23 protein-coding genes are annotated in these 23467 nt (G+C 64.0%); 7 read left to right on the plus strand and 16 right to left on the minus strand.

Annotated features, from left to right (window positions below; translation table 11 throughout):
- The first annotated feature begins 80 nt into the window (after positions 1 to 80).
- Positions 81 to 1568, plus strand: coding sequence for an extracellular catalytic domain type 2 short-chain-length polyhydroxyalkanoate depolymerase (locus tag AC56DV_RS00325; protein WP_496312326.1), 1488 nt, complete (start codon positions 81 to 83; stop codon positions 1566 to 1568).
- A 32-nt stretch (positions 1569 to 1600) separates the two neighbouring features.
- Here AC56DV_RS00325 and AC56DV_RS00330 read toward each other — a convergent pair whose 3' ends face one another.
- Positions 1601 to 2167: an SRPBCC family protein gene (locus tag AC56DV_RS00330; RefSeq protein ID WP_496312327.1), complete on the minus strand. Its 567-nt coding sequence runs from the start codon at positions 2165 to 2167 to the stop codon at positions 1601 to 1603.
- Positions 2168 to 2327: 160 nt separating this feature from the next.
- Here AC56DV_RS00330 and AC56DV_RS00335 point away from each other — a divergent pair, with 160 nt between their 5' ends.
- Complete coding sequence (locus AC56DV_RS00335) at positions 2328 to 2543, plus strand: hypothetical protein (RefSeq protein ID WP_496312328.1); 216 nt, start codon at positions 2328 to 2330, stop codon at positions 2541 to 2543.
- A 25-nt stretch (positions 2544 to 2568) separates the two neighbouring features.
- Here AC56DV_RS00335 and msrA read toward each other — a convergent pair whose 3' ends face one another.
- The 3 genes from msrA to AC56DV_RS00350 all read right to left on the minus strand — a co-directional run bounded on the left by msrA (position 2569) and on the right by AC56DV_RS00350 (position 8007).
- The gene (gene msrA, locus AC56DV_RS00340) at positions 2569 to 3075 is read right to left on the minus strand and encodes a peptide-methionine (S)-S-oxide reductase MsrA (RefSeq protein ID WP_496312329.1); all 507 of its coding nucleotides are present in this window, start codon (positions 3073 to 3075) and stop codon (positions 2569 to 2571) included.
- Positions 3076 to 3188: 113 nt separating this feature from the next.
- Positions 3189 to 6836, minus strand: a complete 3648-nt coding sequence (locus AC56DV_RS00345; RefSeq protein WP_496312330.1) for a TonB-dependent receptor — start codon at positions 6834 to 6836, stop codon at positions 3189 to 3191.
- Positions 6837 to 7089: 253 nt separating this feature from the next.
- The gene (locus AC56DV_RS00350; protein ID WP_496312331.1) at positions 7090 to 8007 is read right to left on the minus strand and encodes a CAP domain-containing protein; all 918 of its coding nucleotides are present in this window, start codon (positions 8005 to 8007) and stop codon (positions 7090 to 7092) included.
- A 113-nt stretch (positions 8008 to 8120) separates the two neighbouring features.
- On the opposite strand from AC56DV_RS00350, the gene AC56DV_RS00355 reads away from it, so the two are divergent.
- The gene (locus AC56DV_RS00355; protein WP_496312332.1) at positions 8121 to 9653 is read left to right on the plus strand and encodes a thymidine phosphorylase family protein; all 1533 of its coding nucleotides are present in this window, start codon (positions 8121 to 8123) and stop codon (positions 9651 to 9653) included.
- Complete coding sequence (locus AC56DV_RS00360) at positions 9650 to 10579, plus strand: ribose-phosphate diphosphokinase (RefSeq protein WP_496312333.1); 930 nt, start codon at positions 9650 to 9652, stop codon at positions 10577 to 10579. The genes AC56DV_RS00355 and AC56DV_RS00360 overlap by 4 nt, the downstream gene beginning before the upstream one ends.
- A gap of 49 nt (positions 10580 to 10628) precedes the next feature.
- Here the strand turns inward: AC56DV_RS00360 and AC56DV_RS00365 are convergent, their stop codons facing one another.
- Positions 10629 to 12011 carry an MBL fold metallo-hydrolase RNA specificity domain-containing protein gene (locus AC56DV_RS00365; protein ID WP_496312334.1) on the minus strand — a complete coding sequence of 461 codons (1383 nt, stop codon included), beginning with the start codon at positions 12009 to 12011 and terminating at the stop codon, positions 10629 to 10631.
- 144 nt (positions 12012 to 12155) lie between these two features.
- On the opposite strand from AC56DV_RS00365, the gene AC56DV_RS00370 reads away from it, so the two are divergent.
- Positions 12156 to 12404, plus strand: a complete 249-nt coding sequence (locus tag AC56DV_RS00370) for a DUF3297 family protein (protein ID WP_028833860.1) — start codon at positions 12156 to 12158, stop codon at positions 12402 to 12404.
- A gap of 14 nt (positions 12405 to 12418) precedes the next feature.
- On the opposite strand, the gene AC56DV_RS00375 is transcribed toward AC56DV_RS00370, so the two are convergent.
- Together AC56DV_RS00375 and AC56DV_RS00380 are read right to left on the minus strand one after the other, a co-directional pair.
- Positions 12419 to 12967 (minus strand): M61 family metallopeptidase, encoded by a 549-nt coding sequence (locus AC56DV_RS00375; RefSeq protein ID WP_496312335.1) that lies wholly within the window; start codon positions 12965 to 12967, stop codon positions 12419 to 12421.
- Between the two features lie 11 nt (positions 12968 to 12978).
- Entirely contained in the window at positions 12979 to 14703 is a 1725-nt protein-coding gene (locus tag AC56DV_RS00380) for a flavin monoamine oxidase family protein (protein WP_496312336.1), read from the minus strand.
- A gap of 187 nt (positions 14704 to 14890) precedes the next feature.
- On the opposite strand from AC56DV_RS00380, the gene AC56DV_RS00385 reads away from it, so the two are divergent.
- Positions 14891 to 16486, plus strand: a complete 1596-nt coding sequence (locus tag AC56DV_RS00385) for a sigma-54-dependent transcriptional regulator (protein ID WP_496312337.1) — start codon at positions 14891 to 14893, stop codon at positions 16484 to 16486.
- Between the two features lie 266 nt (positions 16487 to 16752).
- Here AC56DV_RS00385 and AC56DV_RS00390 read toward each other — a convergent pair whose 3' ends face one another.
- The 8 genes from AC56DV_RS00390 to AC56DV_RS00425 form a co-directional block, all read right to left on the minus strand.
- Positions 16753 to 16914, minus strand: coding sequence for a hypothetical protein (locus AC56DV_RS00390; RefSeq protein WP_496312338.1), 162 nt, complete (start codon positions 16912 to 16914; stop codon positions 16753 to 16755).
- 89 nt (positions 16915 to 17003) lie between these two features.
- Positions 17004 to 17165, minus strand: a complete 162-nt coding sequence (locus AC56DV_RS00395; RefSeq protein WP_496312339.1) for a hypothetical protein — start codon at positions 17163 to 17165, stop codon at positions 17004 to 17006.
- Positions 17166 to 17267: 102 nt separating this feature from the next.
- On the minus strand, positions 17268 to 17429 hold the full coding sequence (locus AC56DV_RS00400) for a hypothetical protein (protein ID WP_496312340.1): 162 nt from the start codon (positions 17427 to 17429) through the stop codon (positions 17268 to 17270).
- Positions 17430 to 17801: 372 nt separating this feature from the next.
- On the minus strand, positions 17802 to 17981 hold the full coding sequence (locus tag AC56DV_RS00405) for a hypothetical protein (protein WP_496312341.1): 180 nt from the start codon (positions 17979 to 17981) through the stop codon (positions 17802 to 17804).
- 194 nt (positions 17982 to 18175) lie between these two features.
- Entirely contained in the window at positions 18176 to 18337 is a 162-nt protein-coding gene (locus AC56DV_RS00410; protein WP_496312342.1) for a hypothetical protein, read from the minus strand.
- Positions 18338 to 18437: 100 nt separating this feature from the next.
- Entirely contained in the window at positions 18438 to 18947 is a 510-nt protein-coding gene (locus tag AC56DV_RS00415; RefSeq protein WP_496312343.1) for a hypothetical protein, read from the minus strand.
- Entirely contained in the window at positions 18947 to 21178 is a 2232-nt protein-coding gene (locus tag AC56DV_RS00420) for a protein kinase domain-containing protein (protein WP_496312344.1), read from the minus strand. Before AC56DV_RS00420 ends, AC56DV_RS00415 begins: the two co-directional genes overlap by 1 nt.
- A 169-nt stretch (positions 21179 to 21347) precedes the next feature.
- On the minus strand, positions 21348 to 21527 hold the full coding sequence (locus tag AC56DV_RS00425; protein WP_496312345.1) for a hypothetical protein: 180 nt from the start codon (positions 21525 to 21527) through the stop codon (positions 21348 to 21350).
- Between the two features lie 166 nt (positions 21528 to 21693).
- Between AC56DV_RS00425 and AC56DV_RS00430 the strand changes: the two genes are divergently transcribed.
- Entirely contained in the window at positions 21694 to 22332 is a 639-nt protein-coding gene (locus AC56DV_RS00430; RefSeq protein WP_496312346.1) for an NAD(P)H-dependent oxidoreductase, read from the plus strand.
- A gap of 142 nt (positions 22333 to 22474) precedes the next feature.
- Here AC56DV_RS00430 and AC56DV_RS00435 read toward each other — a convergent pair whose 3' ends face one another.
- A complete protein-coding gene (locus tag AC56DV_RS00435; RefSeq protein WP_496312347.1) occupies positions 22475 to 23395 on the minus strand; it encodes an N-acetylmuramoyl-L-alanine amidase-like domain-containing protein in 921 nt (306 codons plus the stop codon).
- Positions 23396 to 23467 lie beyond the last annotated feature (72 nt).

Genomic DNA, 23467 nt, shown 5'->3' on the forward strand with positions numbered 1-23467 from the left:
AATTCGCAATTTTTCCTATTACTATCGGTTCTCCCTTCGGGGGCAATGCTCCCGGAGACTAACGATAAAGGAGACTCGCAATGACGAATTTCGCTGGACGCTTCCGCATTCGCAGCATTGTTTTGTTTGTCCTGGGTGTGACGGGCGCGGCGGCTCAAGCCGCGCCGGTGCCACTGCCGTCGTACAACATCGACCCGGAGAAGACCTCGGTATCCGGCCTGTCCTCGGGCGGTTTCATGGCCGCGCAACTGCACGTGGCGTTCTCCGCGACCTTCAAGGCCGGCGCCGGCATCGTGGCCGGCGGGCCTTACTACTGCGCGCAGGGCGCGCTCGGCACGGCCACCGGCCCCTGCATGGCCGCCAGTTCGTTCAGCAAGCCCGCCACGGCCACGCTGGTGTCCACCACCAACAGCTGGGCCAGCCAGGGCCTGATCGACCCCACCAGCAACCTGGCCAATTCCAAGGTCTACCTGTATTCCGGCACCATCGACAGCACCGTCAAGCAGCTGGTGATGAACGAGGCGGACACCTACTACAAGAACTACATCGCCAGCGCCAACATCTTCTACAAGAACAACCTGGCCTCCGAACACGCCATGGTGACCGACTACTTCGGCAGCGGCTGCAGCACCAAGGCCAGTCCCTACATCAACAACTGCAACTTCGACCTGGCCGGCGAGATCCTGAAATGGATCTACGGCCCGCTAAGCGCGAAGAACGCCGGCACGCTGGGCGGCAGCTTCGTGGAATACAACCAGGCCGAGTTCATCGCCAGCCCCGCCTCGCACGGCATGGCAAGCAGCGGCTGGGCCTATGTGCCGGCCAATTGCGGCAGCGGCCAGCAGTGCAAGCTGCACGTGGTGCTGCACGGCTGCCAGCAGGATCCCACCAAGATCCAGGACAAGTACTACCGCAGCACCGGCTACAACAAATGGGCCGACACCAATAACATCATCATGCTGTATCCGCAGACTGCGCCCAGCAGCACGGGCAATCCGAACGGCTGCTGGGACTGGTGGGGCTATGACGACGCCAACTATGCCAAGAAGAGCGGGCGCCAGATGGCGGCCATCAAGGGCATGGTGGACCGCGTGGCGGCAGGAAGCAGCGGCGGCGGTGCGCTGCCTGCGCCGGCAGGGCTGAACGTGACGGGCGTAACCTCCAGCAGCGTGTCGCTGGCGTGGAGCAGCGTGTCCGGCGCGGCCGGCTACAACGTCTACCGTGGCGGCACGCAGGCCAACACCAGCCTGCTCACCGCGCTGGCCTATACCGACACCGGCCTAGCCGCAGGCACCAGCTACAGCTACACGGTGAAGGCGGTGGATGCGGCCGGCGCGGCCGGCGCGGCCTCGACGCCGGTCAACGCCAGCACCACCGGGTCCGGCTATGTGTGCACCGCCACCACGTCCAGCAATTACGCGCACGTGACGGCGGGGCGGGCCATCAACAGCGGCGGCTATGCGCTGGCCAAGGGTTCGAACCAGAACATGGGGCTGAACAACACCTTCTACACCAACACGCTGGCGCAAACCTCGGCCGGCTACTACATCATCGGCAACTGCCCTTGACGTAATTTGCGGATGCGTAGCCGGCCGCTGCCTTAGTGGGTGGCCGGCGCCGTTCCTTCGCCCTGGATGGTGCCGCGCCAGGCGCCAGTTTCCTCGCCGCGCTTTTCCATCATTTCCTTGAAGCGTTTCAGGTTGCCGGCCGCTTCAAGGCGCACCGCGCCCATGGCGTCGCCGATGGTTTCGAGCACGCCTTCAGGCTGGTACGACATGGAAAGGGTGACGCGGCAGCGTTTTTCGGACAGGGAGTCAAAGGTCACCATACCGTTGTTGAGTTTGCCGGTGGTGCTGCGCCATGCGATGCGCTGGTCCGGGATCTGTTCGGTGATTTCCGCATCCCATTCGACCGGCTTGCCCAGCACATCCGCTTTCCAGTGCAGGCGTTTGTCGCCCATCTGGCGCACTTCGTGCACGCTGTCCATGAAGGTGGGGAATTCCTCAAACTGGGTCCACTGGTCGTACGCGGTGCGGACCGGTACGTTGACCGTGATGCTTTCCTTCACGGACGATTCGCCGCCAGCGCCCTTGTTCTTCTTGAGCTGCTTGGCTACCAGGTAGCCGCCCGCCGCCACGGCGGCCATAGTGATGAGTCGGTTAAGCATGGGATTCTCCTTTGTCAGATAGTTCACCGATGCTAGTCCGAAATCGCGGCTGCACATACGCCATACTTCCCAGCGTATTGTCGGATTTGGCCGACACGCGGAGTGGCGACGCCATCCGCCCGAATTTGCTAAGCTGAAGGTCTCACTCTGGGAGATCATCATGGCCATGTCACAAGAAAGCTATGTCAGGCAGCAAGGCCTGCGCAAATCCTACAACATCGAATACAGCAGCCTGCGCTACAAAATATCTCTGGAAGGCAAGCTGCTGAAGGAAATTGAGTTGCCGCTGGACACGCTCGCCGCCCTGGGCGACGAAGCGGCCTGGAAGAGCGCGGTGGCCGATATCGAGCACCTGCGCGGCATGCCGGAGCAGTAGCCCGGCATACCGCCGCCGCCAGCTGTTACGTCCGCGCCGGCAGTTTCCAGTCGGGGCGGATGAAGTGGCAGGTGTAGCCGTTGGGGATGCGCTCCAGGTAGTCCTGGTGTTCAGGCTCGGCTTCCCAGAAGGGGCCGGCGGGGGCCAGTTCGGTCACCACTTTGCCGGGCCACAGGCCGGACGCGTCCACGTCGGCGATGGTGTCCTCGGCCACGCGCTTCTGCTCGTCGTTGGTGTAGAAAATGGCCGAGCGGTAGCTGGCGCCCACGTCGTTGCCCTGGCGGTTGGGCGTGCTGGGGTCGTGGATCTGGAAGAAGAATTCCAGGATCTTGCGGTAGCTGATGACGGCCGGGTCGAACACGATCTCGATCGCTTCGGCGTGGCTGCCGTGGTTGCGGTAGGTGGCGTTCGGCACGTCGCCGCCCGAGTAGCCCACGCGGGTGGCCAGCACGCCCGGATAGCGGCGGATCAAGTCCTGCATGCCCCAGAAGCAGCCGCCTGCCAGCAGCGCGGTTTCAGTATTGTTGCTCATGCCAGTTCCTTTACAGTGTTTAGCAACCGTAAGTATAGGCATTCTGGAAAAAAACAACCCGGCGCGCGGCCGGGTCGAAAGGACAACAACGAACTCAGTTTCAGGCTGCTGCCTTAGTTACGCAGCGTCATGCCGATCATGATGCGGCGGCCGGCGTAGGCGTAGTCCAGCAGGTTGGGCGTGCCGTCCGCGAACGGGGTGTACGGGCCCTGGCTGTTGGAGGTGGTCGCTTTGCCCAGGTTGCGGCCTTCGGCGAAGATTTCGATGCCGTTGGCGAAGCGGTAGGCGATCTTGGCGTCGATGAAGCGGGTCGAGTCCTTGAAGTTCGGCGAACCTGGGTTGAACGGGGTTACCGTCACGCGGGTCACGCCCGGCGAGCTTGGGTAGTTGTTCACCGAGTTGGCGCCGCAGGCGGCGATGCAGGTGAACTGCTGCGCCACGAACTGCAATGCTACGCGGGCCGAGAAGGCGCCATCGTCGTACCACAGCGACGCGTTGTACGAGTACTTCGATTCGCGCGCCGGCGGCAGCGGGGTGCCGGTGATCAGGTCCACCACGTTGACTGCCGAAACAGCCGAGCGCAGCTTGGTGTAGTTCGCGTCCAGGCCGGTGTATTTCAGGACCGACGGCAGGAAGGTGAACGCGGTCTTGGACTGGAACTCGACGCCTTTACGGGTGGTGGCCACGCCGTTGTCCCAGGTGCGGTAGTTGAAATCCAGGTCGCCCAGCGACCTGCCGGTGACCGGGTCCACCAGCTCGGTGCCGGAGAACAGCTTGATGTCGCTGCGGCCGACCAGTTCGCTCGGGCCGATAATGCCTTTCTGATGGAAGGCCGACGCGGTGAACATGGTGTCGCGGTTCGGGTACCACTCGACGCTGAGGTTCTGGTTCCAGTTGGTTTGCGGACGCAGGGCCGGATTGCCCATGTTGCCGGTGCAGGTCTGGTCCAGTTCGGTGCCGCTGAGAACGTCGATTTTGCGCTCGTCATAGGTGCAGGTGCCCGATGGCAGCAGGCGTTCCACCGGCGGCCGTGCTACCGTTTTGGCGCGGTTGTAGCGCAGGACGACCTGGTCCGGCACCGCCCACAGAGCCAGGTTCAGCGCCGGCATGTAGTCGGTGGTGCTGGCGTTCAGCGTGGTCGGAACGATCAGCGTGTTGGTGATGGTGCCGCCGGCTGCGTTCGGGTTGGACGGGTTGTACGACGGCGACTTCTGGATGGTCTGGAAGCCCAGGATGCCGGTGCCGGAAACCTTGGTGTTGACAATGCGGTAGCCGAAGTTGCCTTCCAGCTCCCAGTTGAACGGCAGCGCCTTGGTAGTCCCTGGCAGGTGATCAATGGTGAAATCGGTCATCAGATAGCCGGAGCTCACTTTTTCCGAGAACTTGTTGGAAGGCTTTTTATAGACCTTGCCGTCGCTGGCCGTGCACTCTTTCATGCAATCGTAGTTGACGTTAGGAACGCCGGTCAGCGCGAATACTTTTTCCACGTCGATCTGGGTCCAGCCTTGCAGCAGATCGGCCGGGCGGTCTTTGGCGCCGTTGAAGAAGGTGGTGGTTGGCGTGGTCATTGACTGGGTAATGATGTCCAGGAACTGCTTCTGGGTCATCACGATCTGCCCGGAACTCGTGGTGCTCGGGTTCACGTTCGGGTTGTAGCCATATTTGCATGGCGCGCCGCCCGCGCCCAGCGAACCGGCGGTGTTTTCGCAGCCGATGAAGGAGGAGCGGACGATGGTCTGCGGCATGTAGACGCCGGGAATGTAGCCGGCCTGGCCGAAGGTGCCGACCGGCGCCTTCACCACATAGTCGCCGTTCGGATTCCAGCTTTCGCCGTAGGTGTCGCGCAGATTGAGGCCGGTCTTGATGCGGGACAGGAATGGAACCTGGTCGTTAAGCGCGTAGGTCAGATCCAGCTTGGCGGTGCGTTCGCCGCCTTCGTTCATGCGCGGCGTGAACTGCAGCGACGGCGCCTGGGTCAGCAGCGGCTGTTGGGCGATGGTGTACGCCGGGATCGGTGTCGGCTGGGTAGCCGAGGCATTGACCGCCGCCGTCCCAGCAACCGCAGGACGCACCACGGCGAAGTTGGCCGGGTTGGACGAGTCGAAGGTGCTGCCTGCCGGGAAGGTGTGGGTCCACAGGCCGTTCGGCAGCACTTGCAGCGTGGCCGGGCCGTAGTTGTAGCTCCACGAGGTGCGCTTGTCGCCGCGCGAGAAGTCCGACCTGGCGTCGCCGATGAAGAATTCGGCCAGCAGCGGACCTTTGCGGTAAGTACCGCCGGTCTGCAGGTAGCGGCTGCTGGTTTCGATGGTGTTGTGGATCTGGTCCACGCCGGCGCTGCCGTCGCTGATGGTGAACTTGGTTACGTGATGGTTGGCGTCCACGGTCACCGAGCGCGGGTCCACGTTGGCGGCGGTGCCGGCAATAGGGAAGGCGTTGCTGCGGAAGCTAGGCGTATCGTAGGTGAAGTAACCGGAGCCTGGAATGGCAACGCGCGAACCGGTGGCGTCGCTGAAGGTGGCGCCGTTGTAGGTTGGCGTGGCGGTCGAGGCCGGGTTGGTGGTCAGGCCGCCCAGGCTGTAGGTCAGGAAATTGTCATCGACCTTGCGGCGTTGGATGCTGCCCTTGGCGTACACGGTCAGCTCGTTGTTGACCTTAAAGTCCAGGCGCAGGTCGCCCGAGCGCCGCTTGTCCACCTGCGATTTCTGCAGGTAGCGCACCAGCGAGGGGGTGTAGTCGTTCCACTGGTTCAAGCAGGTCAGCAGCTCGTTGCCGCGCTGGTTGATGGCGGCGTTGCGCGAGTTTTGCGCAATGGCGTTTTGCTGCGCCGTGGTCAGGTTGGGGAAGGCGGCATAGCAATCGGCCTTCGATTGTGCGGCGGCCGAACGCGTCACCAGGTCCAGCGGAGAAGCCGCATCGAACGTGCCGCCGGCGGTTAGCGGACTGGCCAGCAGCGTGGTTTTTGCCAGCGGGTCCGAAGTTGACACAGTGCTTGGATTGAAGGCGAAGGTCTTGTTCGGCGAGTTGTCGAAGTCCAGTGCGCGCGCGTAGCCCTGGTTGGCGCTGGTGGCCACCTGGGCCGAATGGCCTTCGTTGCGCGACTGCGAAGTGGACACGTTCAGAATCACGCCCAGGCGATCATCGAAGAATTTATTGGCCAGGATCAGGTTGGTGTCCGGCGTCCATTTCTCGTTCAGCGAGTTTTGCGCCGCGGCCATGCGCAGCGAGTAGAACGGTTTTTTGAAATCCAGGCCGGTGCGCGTCTTGATAATGATGCCGCCCCCCAGCGAGCCTTCGGTCATGTCGGCGGTGGAGCCTTTGACCACGTCCACGCTCTTGATCAGGTCGGACGACATTTCGCGGAATTCCACGCCCCGGCCGCTGCCGCCGCCGTTCATGTCGGTGCCGCCGCCGGACTGCACGCCCTGGCCGTCGATCTCGACGCGGGTCAGGTCGGCGGAATTGCCGCGTACTGCCACGGAAACGCCTTCGCCGAAATCGCCGCGGTCCAGTGCAATGCCGGAAATGCGGGAAATGGCTTCGCCGATATTGCGGTCGGGGAAAGCGCCCACGTCTTCGGCGACGATGGAATCCTGCGCGGTGGCTGCATTTTTCTTGCGGTCGATGCCGCTTTGCTGCGAAGCGCGGGTGCTGCTGACGACAACCTTTTGAATGGCGCTGTCTTTGGCGGGCGTCTCGGTTTTCGGGGCGTCCTGCGCGATGGCCATATTGCTTGCCAGTGCCAGGGCGATTGCGTAGCTCAAACGTTTTGGCCGAAGCTGGCCGTTGGCGATGATATGCATCTCTCTCCGTCTCCCATGTAAGGATTTATTAGTTTGAACAGAGTTTATTGTCGGGAAACGGACGTGTGTTTATCGCTCAGGAAATAATCACAGCAATGAGCGTCATTGTTGTTTTTACCCTGTTTAGCTATATCGAATTGGGGAAAATCTATATCGGAAGGGCATAACGGCCTTTGAATCAATCAACGAATTGATTGATTCGGGTGAATTGCGCTTATCGCGCTGCACCAATTACTTGAGTCCAATACATCATGCGGCGCTCGGTATTCAGCGAATAGGCGACGCCCATTTCGGTAAAGGCGGGATTCATGATGTTGGCGCAATGGCCCGGGCTTTCCAGCCAGCCGGCCACCGCTTCTTCGGCAGTATTGACGCCGGAGGCGATGTTTTCGCCGATCCAGCGCCAGGCGTAACCGGCGCGCGTGGCGCGTTCGGCCACGTAGCTGCCGTCGCGCGCCTGGTGGCTGAAGTAGCGCTGGGTGGCCATGTCGCGGCTGTGCGCCTGCGCCGCCTGGGCCAGCGCCGGATTCAGCGCCAGCGGGCCGGCGGCGGCGAACAGGCGCGTGCCGCACAGCCGGGGCGCGGACCGCGCGGCGTTCACGGCGGCCAGGGCGGCGGCGCTGGCCTGGGCCGGATCGGGCAGGGGAATGGGACGCTGCGGCTCGGCGAACAGCACTTGCCAGGCGTCGCCGTGGCGGGACGCGCCGACGGCCGTGAATTGCGGGCTGAGCATCTGGCGGCAGTATTTCTCGCGCAGCACGGCCATCGCGGCGGCGGCGTCCGGCGCGCCGGTGACGAAAATGGCGGCAGCGTGCTCCACCGGGTAGCCGGCGCGCTCCAGCGCCAGTTCGATGAAGGCGCCGGTGCCGAGCCGGACGGAGGACAGGGCGGGCGGCGTTGCCAGCGGCGGCAGCGGGGCGGCCGGCAGGTTGCCGCATGGCTGTGGCGCTGCGCGGTAGGCATTGATCAGCATGGCCAGCGCCGGCTCGGCCGCGTGCGCGGGCACTGTGCCGCATAGCGCGCTACAGAACAGCACGGCCCGGAGCAGCACGGCCCGGGCCGAGGACGGTGGCGGGGCAGGCGGCGGGGCCGGCAAGACGGCGGTGCGGATGGGCGCGGGCATGGCCGCCATGTTACCGCGCCTGCGGTATTGCCGGGCGGTTTGATCCAGGTCAAGTCACGCTGCTGCTTTCTGCCGTCGGGGCCGCTATCTTGTGAGCATGCGCAACTATTAAGGGGAAAGGCATGCAGGCAGGCACAGTGGAGGATGGCGCTGCGGGGGCCGGGCTGCGCTTGCGGCGGCTGGGCATCGACACCTACCAGCACCCGGTGGTCTATTTGCGCAGCGACAGCCCGATCTGCAAGGCGGAGGGATTCGAGGCGCAGTCGCGGCTGGAATTGCGCTGCGGCGGCCGCTGCGTGGTGGCCACGCTGAACGTGGTGGTGGCGCCGCTGCTGGCGCTGGACGAAGCCGGCGTGTCCGAGGCGGCCTGGCGCGCGCTGGACGCGGCCGAGGGCGCGCAGGTGCAGCTGGCGCACGCGCCGCCGCTGCCGTCGTTCGGCGCCATCCGCGCCAAGATCTTCGGCCGCCCGCTGGAACGCGACGCGGCCGGCGCGGTCGTGGCCGATATCGCCGCCGGCCGTTACTCCGACATCGAACTGGCGGCCATGATCGCGGCCTGCTCCGGCAACCGGCTGGACGCCGCCGAAACCTGCTCGCTGACCATGGCCATGGTGGCGGCCGGCCAGCGCCTGCGCTGGGACGCGCCGCTGGTGGTGGACAAGCACTGCGTGGGCGGCCTGCCCGGCAACCGCACCACCTTGCTGGTAGTGCCCATCGCCGCCGCCTGCGGGCTGCTGATTCCCAAGACGTCCTCGCGCGCCATCACCTCGCCGGCCGGCACGGCCGACGTGATGGAGACGCTGGCGCCGGTGGCGCTGGACGCGGCCGCCATGCGCCGCGTGGTGGAGCAGGAGGGCGGCTGCATCGCCTGGGGCGGCGCCATGGCGCTGAGCCCGGTGGACGATCTGCTGATCCGGGTCGAGCGCCCGCTCGGGCTCGACAGCGACGGCCTGCTGGTGGCTTCCATCCTGTCCAAGAAGGTGGCGGCCGGCTCCACCCACGTGCTGGTGGACATCCCGGTGGGGCGCACGGCCAAGGTGCGCTCGCTGGAGGCGGCCAGCGCGCTGGCGCAGCGCCTGCGCTGGGTGGGCGGGCAGCTGGGGCTGTCGGTCGGTATCGAGCTGACCGACGGCGCGCAGCCGGTGGGGCGCGGCATCGGCCCGGCGCTGGAGGCGCACGACGTGCTGGCGGTGCTGCAGGACCAGCCTGGCGCGCCGCAGGACTTGCGCCGGCGCGGCCTGCTGCTGGCCGGGCATTTGCTGGAGGCGGGCGGCAAGGCCGCCGCCGGGCAGGGACTGGCGCTGGCCACCGAGGTGCTGGCCAGCGGCGCGGCCTGGCGCAAGCTGCAGGCCATCTGCGCGGCCCAGGGCGGCATGCGCGTGCCGCCGCGCGCGGCCTACACGCAGGACCTGTGCGCCGTCCACGCGGGGCGGGTGGCGGCCATCGACAACCGCGCGCTGGCGCGCTGCGCCAAACTGGCCGGCGCGCCCAAGGCGGCCGCCGCCGGCCTGCTGTTCCACGCGCCGCTGGGCACCCTGGTGGAGGTCGGCCAGCCGCTGCTGACCCTGCACGCCGAGTCGCCCGGCGAGCTGGCTTACGCGCTGGCGTACGCGCGCAGCCAGGAGCACATGATCACGCTGGAGGAGACGCGATGATGCCGCTGCTGTTTGCCTTGCCCGGCGCCGAGGCGTGGCCGGCGCGGCTGCAGGCCGATTGGCGCTGCGAGACGGCGCCGCTGTTGCTGCACCGCTTTCCAGACGGCGAGTGCTGCCCGCGCTTCGGCGCCGCGCTGGACGGGCGCGACGTGGCGCTGGTGGCGGCCCCGGCCGGGCCGGACGCCGGCCTGTTCGCGCTCTACCTGTGCGCCAGCGTGGCGCGCGAGCTGGGCGCGCGCAGCGTGGGACTGGTGCTGCCCTACCTGCCCTACATGCGGCAGGACGCCGCGTTCGAGCCGGGGCAGGGCGTCACCTCGCTGCACGTGGCGCGCCTGCTGTCGGGCTGCGCCGACTGGCTGGCCACGGTCGATCCGCATCTACACCGGCACCCCACGCTGGGGCACGCCTACACGCTGGCGGCCGAGGCGGCGCCTTCCGCGCCGGCCATCGCGCAGTGGCTGGCGGCCAACGTGAAGCGGCCTCACCTGGTGGGACCGGACAGCGAGAGCGCGCAATGGGTGAGCGAAGTGGCGCGCCTGGCGGCATGCCCGTGGACGGTGCTGGACAAGCAGCGGCACGGCGACCGCGACGTGAGCGTGGCCGACGCCGCCGCCCGGCTGGGCGGGATCGGCGCCGCCACGCCGGTGCTGCTCGACGACATGGCCTCCAGCGGCCGCACCCTGGCGGCGGCGGTGGGTCTGTTGAGGCAGGCCGGCCTGGCCGCCCCGGTATGCGTGGTGGTGCATGCCTTGTTCTGCGGCGATGCGCTGGCCATGCTGCGCCGCGCGGGACCGGCGCGCATCATCAGCTGCAACACCGTGGCGCACGCCAGCAACGGCATCGACGTGGCGCCGCAGCTGGCGCTGGCGGCCGGGCGCCTGTGCGGCGCCGCGCAGCGGCGGCTGGAGCCGGGCGCCCCGGCGTAGCGGCGCCGGCAGGCAAGCGCCGGCGCCGCTGATGGCCGCTGCCGCCGTGCTAGTGCGGCGCTTCCTGGTGCAGCGGCTGCAGGTCCACCTCGTCGCCGTAGCCCGGGACCTCCGCCTGCCAGTGCAGGTGGCGCGCGATCTGCTGGCGCAGCGCTTCGGCCGCCGGCGGCTCGCCGTGGGTAAGAAAGATGCGGTGCGGCGGCGCGCGGAAGCCGCCCAGCCAGGTCAGCAGTTCGCCCTGGTCCGCGTGCGCCGACAGGTTGTCGATCTGTAGCACCTGGGCCCGCACCGGCACGTATTCGCCGTGGATCTTGATGGCGTCGGCGCCCGCCACCATGGACGCGCCGCGCGTGCCGCCGGCCTGGAAGCCGGCGAACAGGACGGTATTGCGCCGGTCCGGCGCGAACGCTTTCAGGTGGTGCAGCACGCGTCCGCCGGTGGCCATGCCGCTGGCCGCCACGATCACCATCGGCAGCCGGCGCCGGTTCAGCTCGATCGATTCGTCCACGCTGTTGACTATGGTGGCGGCGTGGCTCATGGCTTCGCAGTCGTGCGCGCTGAGGCGATGGTCCTGCCGGTGGCGGCGGTACAGCGCCGTCACGTCGGCCGCCATCGGGCTGTTCAGGTAGACCGGCAGCGGCGGCAACCGGCCGGCCGCTTTCAGGTGCTGCAGGTAGTACAGCAGCGTCTGCGCCCGGCCGACCGCGAAGGATGGAATGATGGTGACGCCGCCGCGCGCCGCCGTGGCCTTGATGGTGGCCGCCAGCAGCAGGGCCGGGTCTTCCGGATTGTGCACGCGGTCGCCGTAAGTCGATTCCATGACCAGGTAGTCGCTCTGTTCGACGCGCTCCGGCGCGGCCATCACGGGATCGTGCTGGCGCCCCAGGTCGCCGGAGAAGACGACGCTGGCGCCGTCCGCCTCGATGCGGACCATGGCTGCGCCGAGGATGTGGCCGGCGCGCTGCAGGGTGGCGTCGAAGGCGCTGCCGACGCGGAAGGTGTGGCCGAAGGGCATCGGCGTGAGGCGTTCCAGCGCCGCCCGCGCATCGGCTTCGGTATACAGCGGCAATGCCGGATGGTGCTTGCTGTAGCCGTGGCGGTTGGCGTAGGCCGCTTCCTCCTCCAGCAGGCGGCCGCTGTCGGGCAGCAGGATACGGCACAGGTCGCGCGTCGCCTCGCTGCAGTAGATGGGCCCCTTGAAGCCGTCGCGCACCAGCATCGGCAGGCCGCCGCTGTGGTCCAGGTGGGCGTGCGTCAGCACCACGGCGCTGAGCTGCCCCGGGGCCACCGGCAGCGGCTCGCGGTTGCGCAGCCGCAGCGCCTTGTAACCCTGGAACAGGCCGCAATCGACCATGATGCGCTCGCTGCCGCTGGTCAGCACGTAGCGCGAGCCGGTGACGGTGCCGGTGGCGCCCAGAAATGTCAGTTTCATCGCTATCTCCCGCAGGCGCCGGGCGGCGGTGGCCGCGCGCCGGACCTGACCTTCACGATAGCGGAGCCTGCCGCGCATTGCAGCGGGGGAACTTGATCTGGATCAACTAGGCGGGAAACTTTTTTTAGTGGATAATTAGTGCCTATGAACGATACCACCACCCCACCACCACTGCCGGACCGCCTGTCGGTCGACCCGAAAAGCCCTCACCACCACCTGCCAGTGCTGCAGCACGACATCGGCATCAAGTTCAACGACAAAGAGCGTCTGGACGTCGAGGAATACTGCATCAGCGAAGGCTGGATCAAAGTGGCCGCCGGCAAATCGCTGGACCGCAAGGGCCGCCCCATGCTGATCAAACTGAGCGGCAAGGTCGAAGCTTTCTACAAGTAAGTCCTGAATAAGTCTTACCCCGCCGCCACGCGCACCTGCAGCGCGTGGCGTTCCTCCTCGAACGACACCGGCGTGGCCAGCAGCTGTTCGTAGTTCGCATATTCCCAGTAGTTTTTCCCCAGCGCCAGCGTACCGGCGGGATGGCGCACGGCCCAGCCGCGCGGCACCGAGTACAGCACCCGGCAAGGGCCGGCATGCGGCGCCAGCCGCAGGTAGCAGCCCGCCGGCGCGATGCGGCCGGTGACGCCGCCGCGGGCAACACCGCCAACACCGCCCGCTTCCGGCAGCGCGGCCAAACGGTAGGACAGCCCCAGCTTGTCCGAGCGCTGCTGCACCGTGTAGCAGGACCAGCCGTGGCGATGCATCTCGATGCCCTTGTCGGTGGCCGGATCGAAGGCGCGCACGTCGCCCACGGCGCGGCAGAACTGTTCAAAGTCGTAATCGCCCTGCGCCAGGGCCGGCGCCAGCAGCGTGGTTTCGCGCGGCGTCAGCCCGGAGATATGCAGCTGCACGCGCAGTTCGAGCTGCAGCGGGTCCAGTTCAACCTGATAAGCTACCTGCATGTGCACACTCCTTAGTAACCAAGGTGATAGCGCGGGTCCAGCCACTGCGGGCGGCGCAGTCCGTAGTGTTCCTCCAGCATGCGTTCGGCCACGCAGAACGCACCCTCGACCCAGCCCTGCTGGTCCGAATAGGCCTCGCCCACGATGTGGACGGCTTCCGCGCGGTCCGGCTTGCGCATGAACGGCATCACGCGGTCCACCGCGTAGCCGGCGCGCCAGGCGTGGTAGCCGCCGCCGTAGGGATCGGCCGACCAGTCCTTGTACCAGGTGACATAGGGCTCGGGAATGCTCACGCCGCTGCCGTGCAGCTCGCGCAATTCCTTCATCGCCTCGTTCACCATGCGCTGCGACGCCTGCACGTTTTGCAGACCCAGCAGCTGCGCGGGCGCCACCAGCGCCGTGGCGCGCGGCTGGAACGGCTCCGGGTGGCGCGCCAGCACCTGCCAGAACGGCGTGGTGCGCATGTCGTTGTAGCTGCCCAGCAGCAGCGAATGGCTGTTCGACGGATCGCTGCCGAAGTAGTAGCACTGGCGCAGCGGCAGATCGGTGATGGAATGGCCGGACTGCGCGCCGAAGCTTTGTTGCCACCACGGCTGCTCGAAGCCCATCAGGATCTTGTAGGCCGGCTCAGGAATCACGGCCGCCATATTGTTCTGCAGCTCGTCGTTGCGGAAGAAGAAGTTGTCCTGCGCCAGCAGTTCCAGCGCGCGGCGCGGCATGGCCAGCACGATGCTGTTGGCGTGCACCGCCCACGGCGCGCGGCCCGGGCGGTTCAGGAAGTGCAGCGTGTAGCGGTAGCCCTGCTTGCTCGAGCGCGTGAAGCCCAGCAGCTGGTTCTCGCGCCAGATGCAGGCGCCCGGCTCGGCCAGGTAGGCGTCCGCCAAGGCGTAGGCGATGCCGTCGTAGCCGCCGGCGATGGTCTTGTATTCGGTGCCGGCGTTGGAGAAGTCGCCCACCATGTAGGGCAGCGCTTCGGCGGCGTTCCAGTTGATGGTGTTGGAGTAGTAGCCGCCGGCGTCGGCCAGGAAGTTGTAGCCTTCCTGGCCCACGCGGTCCTTCAGCATGTTCCAGAAGCCCAGCTCGTTCACCAGCGCGTCCTGGTAGGGGCCGGCGAAGCAGTAGCGCAGCTGCGGCTTGATGCGGCTCCAGTCCTCGGCGGTCAGCTCGAAGGTGTAGTCGTAGGCGCCGTAGTGCTTCACCTTGTCCGCGTAGCGCGCGTTGAACCACGGGTCGGCGGTCAGCACCTCGTACACCACCTTGTTGAACAGCTGGTCCGCGCTGTAGCCGATGTCCACCTCGTTCAGCATGTAGCGGGTGAGCTGGCGGTCGCCGCGCAACTGGGCGCGTTTCCAGGCGTCGGCGCGCAGGTACTGCTTGCGCAGGAAGGCGAACAGGTGCGCGTTGTCGCCCATGGGGAAGGAGATGCTTTCCAGCGTGTGGCTGAAGACATGCTCGATCAGCGTGGCGACGATGGCTTGCGAGGACATGTAGCGCATGCCGCCCAGCTCGCCTACCACGTCCATGCCCGGCAAGCTGACCGATTCCAGGCGGCCGCCGATGCGGTCGTCCATCTCGAACAGCTGCACCTGCGAGCCGGGCAGGCCGCCGTCGGCAACCAGGCGCCAGGCGCTGTACAATCCGGCTGCCCCGGCGCCGACAATGGCGACCTCGGTGCACAAGCCGTCCTGGTAAGTGCTCTTCATCGGGATATCGGTCAATTCACTGCGTGTCTTCATATTGTTGCTCCTGCAATTCATCGTTACTGAATGTCAATAGCAAACCCCATGCCTGCGCGCAAGAGCGGGCGCCAGCGCGGGAAGCCGGGTCATTTGCATATTGCAACCATTCCGTTTCATTAATTGACATGTCAACCGGCGGGCTTTACATTGTCATTTACACTAGGAGAAGATTTTGGTTGCAGGCTTGAACGATTCCGATTACACGCTGACCTCGCCGCTGCGCGACGCCGAAGTGACCGGCGGCCCGGTGCTGGCGCTGACGGTGCTGTGGCATCCCGATTCCGCGCGGATCGGCGAACAGTACCTGGACGGCAGCGGTGACGGAGTGATCGAGCTGGGCCGCTTCATGCCCATGTTCAGCCGGCCCGGCAAGGACCGGCTGCCGCTCGGCTACGGCGGCATCTCGCGCCAGCCGCTGCGCATCGCCCGCACGCCGGACGGCGGCGTGGAAGTGACGCCGCCGGACAGCCGCATGATCTTCGAGCTGGACGGAGAGGAAGTGCGCAGCGTACAGCACCTCGGCCCCGAGCGCGTGGCCGAAGGCGCCGTGCTGGGCCTGGGCCGCGCCGTGCTGCTGTGCCTGCACTGGGCCACCTCGCTGCCGCGTCACAACCCGGTGGCCGGCCTGCTGGGCGTGGGCAGCGCCGCCATCATGATGCGCGAGCAGATCCGCGCGGCCGCGCAGACCAATATGCCGGTGCTGCTGCTGGGCGAGACCGGCAGCGGCAAGGAAGTGGCGGCGCGCGCCATCCACGCCATGGGCCCGCGCGCCGGCGCGCCGCTGGTGGCGGTGAACATGGCCACCCTGAACGAATCGCTGGCGGCGGTGGAACTGTTCGGCGCCGCCAAGGGCGCCTACACCGGCGCGCAGGGCGTGCGGGTGGGCCTGTTCGGCGAGGCCGACGGCGCCACCCTGTTCCTGGACGAAATCGGCAACACGCCGGCCGTGGTGCAGCCCATGCTGCTGCGCGTGCTGGAAAGCGGCGACTACCGTCCCGTCGGCGCGCAGGGCGACCGGCGCAGCAGCGCGCGCCTGATCGCGGCGACCGACCAGGATTTGTACGGCGGCTCCTTCAACCACGCGCTGCTGCGGCGCCTGGAAAGCTATGTGATCCCGATGACGCCGCTGCGCGAGCGGCGCGAGGATATCGGCGTGCTGATCCAGCATTTCCTGGCCGAGGGCGGGGCGGCGGCGGAGGAATTCCCGTTTGCGCTGGTGAGCGACTGCGCCTGCTACGACTGGCCGGGCAATGTGCGCCAGCTGGCGCAGGTGGTGCGGCGCGCGCTGCTGTCGGTGCGCATGGGCGAAGTACCGCTGCTGAGCGCGCTGACGCGCAGCGTGGCCACGCCGCAGGGCAGTGCCGCCCGCTTGGCATCGTCAGCCGCAGCGCAGAGCGATGACGGGTTTGCAAACGCGGTTGCTCAGGGGGCGGGGCAGGGGGCGGGACAAGCGGCGGGCGGGGCAGGCAATGGCCCATCAGCTCCGGCCGAAGCCAAGCGCGGACGGCGCGCGATGCCGGACCAGGAGGAAGTGCTGGCCGCGATGGATGACAACGGCTGGAGGATTCTGAGCGCCGCGCAAGCACTGGGCATTTCACGGCCGACCATGTACAAGCTGCTGGACGAACATCCGCAGATCCGGCGACCCGAGCGGATCGCCGAAGAAGAACTGCGCACCGCGCTCGCGGCCTGCGACGGAGCCGTAGACCGCTGCGCCGCGCAACTCAGAACACCTGCCGAGGCGCTAAGGCGTTACCTTGGGGCGCTGGGCATTAGCTGATGGCTTAGGTACCGTTACCCACGTCGCACTCAGGGCCACCAGCCACCGCGCGCAATTCGTCTTGGGTCAGTGGACGCATTTCAGCCACCGGCTTCTGCGCTGGCGTTTCGCCAGCAAAAATTTTACGGACGTTGGCGAAAAGTGATTCTTGTCGTGCATGTTGCATATAGTTCCTTGGAATAGTTATCTGGCATTGCTGCACAGCTCAAAAGCATCTTCCAATGCAATGCTGCGCTACTTTAGCGTGCTCGGCACCGATTGATAGATCAAGTGCCGTTGCCTACTTCGACTTCAGGTCCGCCCGCCACAGCGCGTAACTCATCTTCGGTTAGTGGGCGCATCTCAGTCGCAGGTTTCTTCGCCGGCGTTTCGCCTGAAAAGATCTTGCGAACGCTGGAGAAGATGGATTCTTGTTGTACGTGTTGCATATTAAATCCTTGAAACGGTTGTTGTGGTATGAATCATTGGCTGTGCGAGGCGTCGCGTCCCTACACGGTGCGTGGGCATTCGTGGAGGATTAATGACCGTTGCCAACTTCGACTTCGGGGCCGCCGGCTACCGCTCGGAGTTCGTCGTTAGACAGTGGGCGCATTTCAGCTGCAGGCTTCTGCGCTGGTGCCTTGCCAGCAAAAATTTTACGGCTGCTGGAGAAAATTGATTCTTGTTGTGCTTGTTGCATACTGAATCCCCTGGAATAGTTAAAGAGACACTGCGCCGCGCAGCTCAAGACGCCAGCCGCGGCGCTATGTCGCTACTCGCCGCGCGGGCATTAGCTGATGACTTAGCCACCACTGCCTACTTCGCACTCAGGGCCGCCAGCCACCGCGCTCAATTCGTCGTCAGTCAGTGAACGCATTTCAGTTGTGGCTTGTTTTGCCGGCTTTTCGCCTGTAAAGATCTTGCGGACGGTGGAAAAAATGGACTCTTGTTGTGTGTGTAGCATATCATTTCCTAGGTGGCTAATTGGTATGCATCATCGTATAGAATTTTTCATTCGGGAAATGCACACTTTGTAACATGCGCAACTAGCTTTGTCTTTTTTTGCTGAGTTTTCGTAGAATCGCCGCCAGCGGATGGCGCGTACTGAACGTCGTGCTTGCGCCGGGAATTTCGCAGCCGACTATGTACAAAGCTGCTGGATAAGCATTCACAGATCTGGGACGCAGCTTAGAACGCCGGCCGAGGCGTTAAGGCGTTATCTTGGCGCGCTGGTCATTAGTTGATGGCTTGAGGCGTTAGTCCGGGTAAATTCTATGACGTCAGCAATGGCTGCGGCTCGTCGTCCTTCAGCGGCCCATTGCAGCCGCTGGTGTTGTTAGCGGCCACCATTTCCGTCATTTATTTCAACTTCCGGACCACCCGCAACAGCCCGAAGTTCGTCATCAGTCAACGGCCGCATCCCTGCCACAGGTTTTGCAGTAGACGTCTCATTAGGGAAGATAGAGAAGATGTTTCTAATGCAGGCAAAAACAGATTTGTGTTTGGTGTTTGGCATATTGGGTTCAGTTTAAGTGACTGATTGTGTGTGCTATCGCAGGCTTTGGTAGCCAAGAGATGCGCACACTGTCAAATGCGAGGTCAGCTACACTTTCGTCTGTACTACTTCGGTTGGTCGCCGGGAGGGCCGCTCAGAAACGAATGCAGCAGTGCTGCAACGTTATGTGAGCGCGCCCAGTAACGATTGATTGATTAGGTGCCGTTGCCTACTTCGAGCTCAGGGCCGCCAGCAACCGCGCGCAGCTCGTCGTCAGTCAACAGACGCATCTCTGCGACAGCTTTCTTCGCTTGGATTTCGGTAGTAAAGACGTCGCTAATGCGAGAGAAGATAGATTTGCACTGGATATTATTCACTTGAATTCCTTAAAGGCCAGTCATAATTTTAGGATACCGATATTTGAATGCACTGCAAACGAATCAATTGCTCATACCTCGGGCTCTAGCAGTCGCTTGCTCAGGTGCCGCCGCCGACTTCGCACTCGGGATCGAACTCAAATACGCGGCGCTCTACCTTTCCGTTCGAGTAAATGATATTGGTAGTGATAACGAAGGACAGCTCCCAGCGGCCAATGTTGTCGCACTGCAGCGGCATCTTGGAACGCCACGTTCCTTGAGTTAGTTCCGTATTATTTTCGCAAGTGCCGTTGCCAAGGTCGATTACTGCGTACTGATCGCCAAATGGCGATGGATCAGGGAATTCGCCGGCACGTTCAGGGTTTTCACGCTTGGTAAACGCCAGTGGCGTTGTGATGATATGACAGCTATTGATGTCGACTTGCTTTAGAGTCCGGTTTTTGCTGTTCGCAATCACCTGCACACTCAACGTATCGTTCATCTTGAAAGCCAGTAGGCCGGTTTCCACGCCGTCGCCGGAGATCGGTTTGCCGTCTGCCAGGAAAGACCAGCGCAGCAATTGACTGTCTTGATCGATGTCAAAAGTGGCAGTAAGAAGGACTTCTCGCATTATTTAACTCCATTGGTTGGGGGGGGGGGCAAATATCGGGTATCTCGCCGCAGTTCCACTAAGTCGGGCTCTGACTCTATGGCACTGACGGGATAGCCTTGTTGTCTTGCTTGCGCCAGAGCCGTAAGCGCAAGTTCTCTTTTTCCTAGCAATTCGTATGCCAGACCGGAACGAAATAGAACGTCGGGACTGGAGGGTGCCGCTGCGACGGCTTTCTGCAGCAAGTCAATGCTGCGCTCCTTGTCACCTGCGCGTGCTGAGTAGAGTCCCATGCGTGACAGCAGTGTGGCATTTTGCGGCGCCCGCTTCAACTGAGGCTCTAGTAGGGTCAAAGCCTTTTGATATGCTTCGCGTGCCTGCGGCTGGCGGCCTGGGATCCACAGCAAAGTGTCGCCGAGATTGGCCCATCGCAAATAGTTATTCGGGTTACCCGCAGGCGGCGTGACGGCGCGTTCGAACGCGTCCGCTGCGCCCACGTAGTCGCCTCTGGCAAATAATCCGTTGCCGAGGCTGTTATAAAGAGTGCCGCTAGGCCGCACTTGTAATCCTTTTTGCAGTACTTGTAAGCCTTCATCGCCGCGGTTGAGGCGCAGTAGTGCAGCGTTTAGATTGGCATAGGCATACGCGGAGTCTGGTTGCAATTCAATGCTACGCCGGAACGCAGATTCTGCCTCGGCATAACGACCCAGTTGGAATAGCGTATCGCCAAGCAGGTCAGCGAAAAAACGCTCGCTTGGATTGCGTTCTAATGCTAGCTGGTTCCATTGAAGGGCATCATCATAACGACGCATTTCCCGCAGTACTGTCGACTTGCCAACCGAACCAAAGAAGTGGCCAGGCTCCAGTGCCAATGCACGCTCGCACTCGGCCAGCGCTTCTTCGTGTTGTCCTTGCTTGACTAGCACGAACGCTTGGGCCGCGTGGCTAAGCGCAAGTTGGCTGTCCAACTTGAGCGCCTGCTGAGCACTTGCGGCAGCGCGTTTCAGCCAAGTTTCGTCCTGCTGATCGTTGGTGTAACGAAAGCCGTAGACCAACGACATGCCCGCTACAGCTGCTGCGTTGTCTGGATCTGTTTTCAGAATCGCCTCAAAGTCGCGGGCAGCTTCGTCCAACCGCTCGGGGAGTTCGAATTTTTGCAGCGCAGTCAGCGCACGAGAAATCGCTTGTGCTTTGGAGAACGAGGGGGCGACAGACAATTGCAGGAGCCCATTTGAACTAGCTTGCCAAGCTCCTATTCCCAGAACGAATAACGCTGCAAAGCCAAGACATAACCAGCGTCGTGTACGCATGAAGTAGCTGGCTCTGTAGGGCCATCCCTCTCGTGGGAGCCGCCTGCGAGCTGGCAATCCGCCTTCAGCAACAACGGCAGCGTCCTGCGCCAGTTGCTCTGCAATAGCGGCGGCACGTTGGGCGACCAGTTGCATGGAAGTCAGCCGCTGATCTAGGCGGCGAGCGGTCATGGCGCGGATTAGTTGGACCACCTCTTCTGGCAACGTATCGGGGAAAGTCCAGTCATTGGAGCTGGACTGCATCTGCGCCGCAGCCAACGCCAGGCCGCTCATGGTGCCGAAGGGGCGGGCGCCGGTGGCCAGTTCGAACAGGATCACGCCCATGGCGTAGATGTCCGACTGCCGCCCCGGCGCTGCGCCCAGCAGCACTTCCGGGGCCATGTAGGCAATGGTGCCTTGCTGTTCCAGCTGCATCACCGAGGTGGTGGCTTGCGCGTCGTCGTGGAAGGCCAGGCCGAGGTCGAGGATGCGGACTTTGCCGGCCGGGTCCAGCATCAGGTTGGACGGCTTCAGGTCGCCGTGGATCAGCCCGGACTCGTGCGCCGCTTCCATGGCCACGGCCAGTTGCCCCATCCAGCCCAGCAGGGTGGGCAGGTCGACAGGGTTTTCCTTGTCTTGAGCCAGCTGGCGCCAAGTCTGGCCGGCGATCAGCTCCATGACGATGGCCCAGCCTTCGTCGTCCTGTTCAATCGAGTAGATCTGCGCGAACGCCGGGTGGTGCAGCGACGCGGTCATGCGCGCTTCCTTGACCAGGCTGGCGGGGTCGCGCAGCGGGTCGAGGGCGCGGTGGCGCTTGATGGCGACCTTGCGCCGCAGCCGGCTGTCCCAGCCTTCGTACACTTCGCCGTGCCCGCCGGCGCCGAGGCGCGCCAAAATCTGGTAATGCCTGAACTGGGGGATGTCTTGTGGCGGGGTGGTGACTTCGGCGGCTTGGTTTTCCATATCTTTCCGGGGGCGGACCGGCGATAGCGTTGCCGAACCGCCTTTCAATAGCAGATATGGTGAGTCTCGCATAGCGGACGCGCATCCGCCAGCGAAATATTGTGCTTAGGGAATCATTATGTAAGTGACGTGTCAGATTGCCATGTAAAAGCCGCCTTTCGGCGGCTTTTTACACGTCAGTGTTGACAGTCTTGCGCCGGACTGCGATGGCCACGACGATGCTCAGCGCACCCAGCAGCCAGGACGGGCGGTCGTCCTTGTTGGCGCTGGTGGCCGCTGCGTGTGCAGCAGGGGCCAGAGCGAGGATCGATGCGGCCACCAGTGCGGTGGAGACAGTTTTACGTACCATTTCAGTGTTCATTTCCAACCTCGGTTACAGACAAAGGCAACAGCGCCGATAGTGATAGAGCAGGATGCATGCCAGTAAAATCAAAACTTCATTAATGAATAGACTTGAAATGGCTGCGGCCGCCTAAATATGGGGGCTAGATCAACTCCTAAGAAAGTGTGTCCCCATGTCCGATTTGCTGGAAGTCCTGAAATGGCGCTACGCCACCAAGAAGATGGAACCGTCCAAGGCGGTTCCGCAAGGGAAAGTCGACCGCATCCTGGAAGCCGTGCGCCTGACGGCCAGCTCCAGCGGCCTGCAGCCTTATGAAGTGTTTGTGGTGACCAACCCCGAACTGCGCGAGCAGATCAAGCCGCACGCGTGGAACCAGGGCCAGGTGACGGATTGTTCGCACCTGCTGGTGTTTGCCGCCTGGGACAACTACACGGCCGAGCGCATCAACCAGATGTTCGACCTGGTGAACGAAGAACGCGGCATCAGGAACGAAGGCTGGGAAGCCTACCGCCAGCAGCTGCTGAACAGCTACCCGCAGCGCGACGCCGAAACCAACTACCAGCACGCCGCCCGCCAGGCCTACATCGGCGTGGGCACCGCGCTGATCGCGGCGGCGCAGGAGCAGGTTGATTCGGTGCCGATGGAAGGCTTCGACCCGGCCAAGGTGGACGAGATCCTCAAGCTGCGCGAACGCGGCCTGCGTTCCGTCGTGATGCTGCCGCTCGGCTACCGCGCCGACGAAGGCGACTGGCTGGTCAGCCTGAAAAAAGTGCGCCGCCCCCGCGAGCAGTTCATTACCGAGCTGAAATAAAACACACCGGGGTCAGTTCCAAAACACACCGGGGTCAGTTCCACACCGGGGTCAGTTCCGGCATCATGCCATTTTGCACCGGGGTCAGTTCCGGCATCACGCCATTTTGGCGCGATGCCGGAACTGACCCCGTCTTAAGCGTTTATGGGCGCGGCTGGGGCAGGGCGGGCGGGACGATGATGTTGTCGTTCAGGCGCAGGAATTTGAAGCCGGCCAGTTTCTGGCCGTTTTTTCCTTCCGCGGCGTTGCGCGCTTCGCGTTCGGCGGTGCGGGCGAAGAATTGTTCGAAGCTTTCTTCGCGCACTTGCGGTTCGGCGGAGTTCAGGAACATGCGCTTGCCGTCCGGCGCGGTGACGATCAGCCCGACGTGCGAGGCCCAGTAGCCGCCGTCGCGGGTGGAGATGACGTTGACGAAGTCGCCGTCCTGCAGCGTGCCGAGCACTTCGGCGATGCGTTCCTTGGGCACGTAGTATTCGGTGCTGTCCTGCACCGGCATGCTCACTTCCGTGTTGTGGCGCGTTTTCAGGAAGCGCTGGCGGTCCACCCGCAAGGGGTAGGAGGCGGCGAAGCCGCCGGCCAGTTCGCGCGTCACGTCCGTCAGCAGCCAGCCGTTGTTGATGTTCCAGTCCTGTTCCGTGTAGTGGTTGCGCGTGGCCACGCCGATCACGCCGTCCTTGTAGCGTATCCGCTGCAGCATCCAGTAGAACTCTTTCCAGTTGCGCGACAGCGCCATGGCGTAGGTGTGCTCGGCGAACACCACGCAGTCGCTTTGCGTCAGGCTGAAGGTGGGCAGGGTGTCGTGCAGTTCGAACGGGTATTCGCCCAGCAGATTCAGCATGTAGGGCTGGCCGATGTTGCGGCGGCCGATGGCGGCGATGCGCTTGCGCAGGTCCGGCTCGGATTGCTGCATCTGGGCGATATAGCCGTCCGCTTCCTGCGGGCTCATTTGGTACAGCTGCTTGGGCTGGGCGGACGCCGGGGCCGGCACTGCGGCTTGCTGCGGCGGTACGCTGGCGCAGCCTGCGAGCATGGCTGCGATGGCGAGGATGGCGATTCGGGACATTTGGCTTTGCTCGCAAAAAGCACTACGTTATACCGGATCGTGAAATAAAAAAAGCCCCCTGCGCTCCGGGAC

This window comes from Massilia sp. BGA-UO-ETr-WB1 (assembly GCF_059567845.1).

Bases quoted from the DNA above. Each gene is read 5' to 3' on its own strand.
- AC56DV_RS00325 (WP_496312326.1), top strand. From the start codon at position 81: ATGACGAATTTCGCTGGACGCTTCCGCATTCGCAGCATTGTTTTGTTT.
- AC56DV_RS00330 (WP_496312327.1), bottom strand. From the start codon at position 2,167: ATGCTTAACCGACTCATCACTATGGCCGCCGTGGCGGCGGGCGGCTAC.
- AC56DV_RS00335 (WP_496312328.1), top strand. From the start codon at position 2,328: ATGGCCATGTCACAAGAAAGCTATGTCAGGCAGCAAGGCCTGCGCAAA.
- msrA (WP_496312329.1), bottom strand. From the start codon at position 3,075: ATGAGCAACAATACTGAAACCGCGCTGCTGGCAGGCGGCTGCTTCTGG.
- AC56DV_RS00350 (WP_496312331.1), bottom strand. From the start codon at position 8,007: ATGGCGGCCATGCCCGCGCCCATCCGCACCGCCGTCTTGCCGGCCCCG.
- AC56DV_RS00355 (WP_496312332.1), top strand. From the start codon at position 8,121: ATGCAGGCAGGCACAGTGGAGGATGGCGCTGCGGGGGCCGGGCTGCGC.
- AC56DV_RS00360 (WP_496312333.1), top strand. From the start codon at position 9,650: ATGATGCCGCTGCTGTTTGCCTTGCCCGGCGCCGAGGCGTGGCCGGCG.
- AC56DV_RS00365 (WP_496312334.1), bottom strand. From the start codon at position 12,011: ATGAAACTGACATTTCTGGGCGCCACCGGCACCGTCACCGGCTCGCGC.
- AC56DV_RS00370 (WP_028833860.1), top strand. From the start codon at position 12,156: ATGAACGATACCACCACCCCACCACCACTGCCGGACCGCCTGTCGGTC.
- AC56DV_RS00375 (WP_496312335.1), bottom strand. From the start codon at position 12,967: ATGCAGGTAGCTTATCAGGTTGAACTGGACCCGCTGCAGCTCGAACTG.
- AC56DV_RS00380 (WP_496312336.1), bottom strand. From the start codon at position 14,703: ATGAAGACACGCAGTGAATTGACCGATATCCCGATGAAGAGCACTTAC.
- AC56DV_RS00390 (WP_496312338.1), bottom strand. From the start codon at position 16,914: ATGCAACACGTACAACAAGAATCCATCTTCTCCAGCGTTCGCAAGATC.
- AC56DV_RS00395 (WP_496312339.1), bottom strand. From the start codon at position 17,165: ATGCAACAAGCACAACAAGAATCAATTTTCTCCAGCAGCCGTAAAATT.
- AC56DV_RS00400 (WP_496312340.1), bottom strand. From the start codon at position 17,429: ATGCTACACACACAACAAGAGTCCATTTTTTCCACCGTCCGCAAGATC.
- AC56DV_RS00405 (WP_496312341.1), bottom strand. From the start codon at position 17,981: ATGCCAAACACCAAACACAAATCTGTTTTTGCCTGCATTAGAAACATC.
- AC56DV_RS00415 (WP_496312343.1), bottom strand. From the start codon at position 18,947: ATGCGAGAAGTCCTTCTTACTGCCACTTTTGACATCGATCAAGACAGT.
- AC56DV_RS00420 (WP_496312344.1), bottom strand. From the start codon at position 21,178: ATGGAAAACCAAGCCGCCGAAGTCACCACCCCGCCACAAGACATCCCC.
- AC56DV_RS00425 (WP_496312345.1), bottom strand. From the start codon at position 21,527: ATGGTACGTAAAACTGTCTCCACCGCACTGGTGGCCGCATCGATCCTC.
- AC56DV_RS00430 (WP_496312346.1), top strand. From the start codon at position 21,694: ATGTCCGATTTGCTGGAAGTCCTGAAATGGCGCTACGCCACCAAGAAG.
- AC56DV_RS00435 (WP_496312347.1), bottom strand. From the start codon at position 23,395: ATGTCCCGAATCGCCATCCTCGCCATCGCAGCCATGCTCGCAGGCTGC.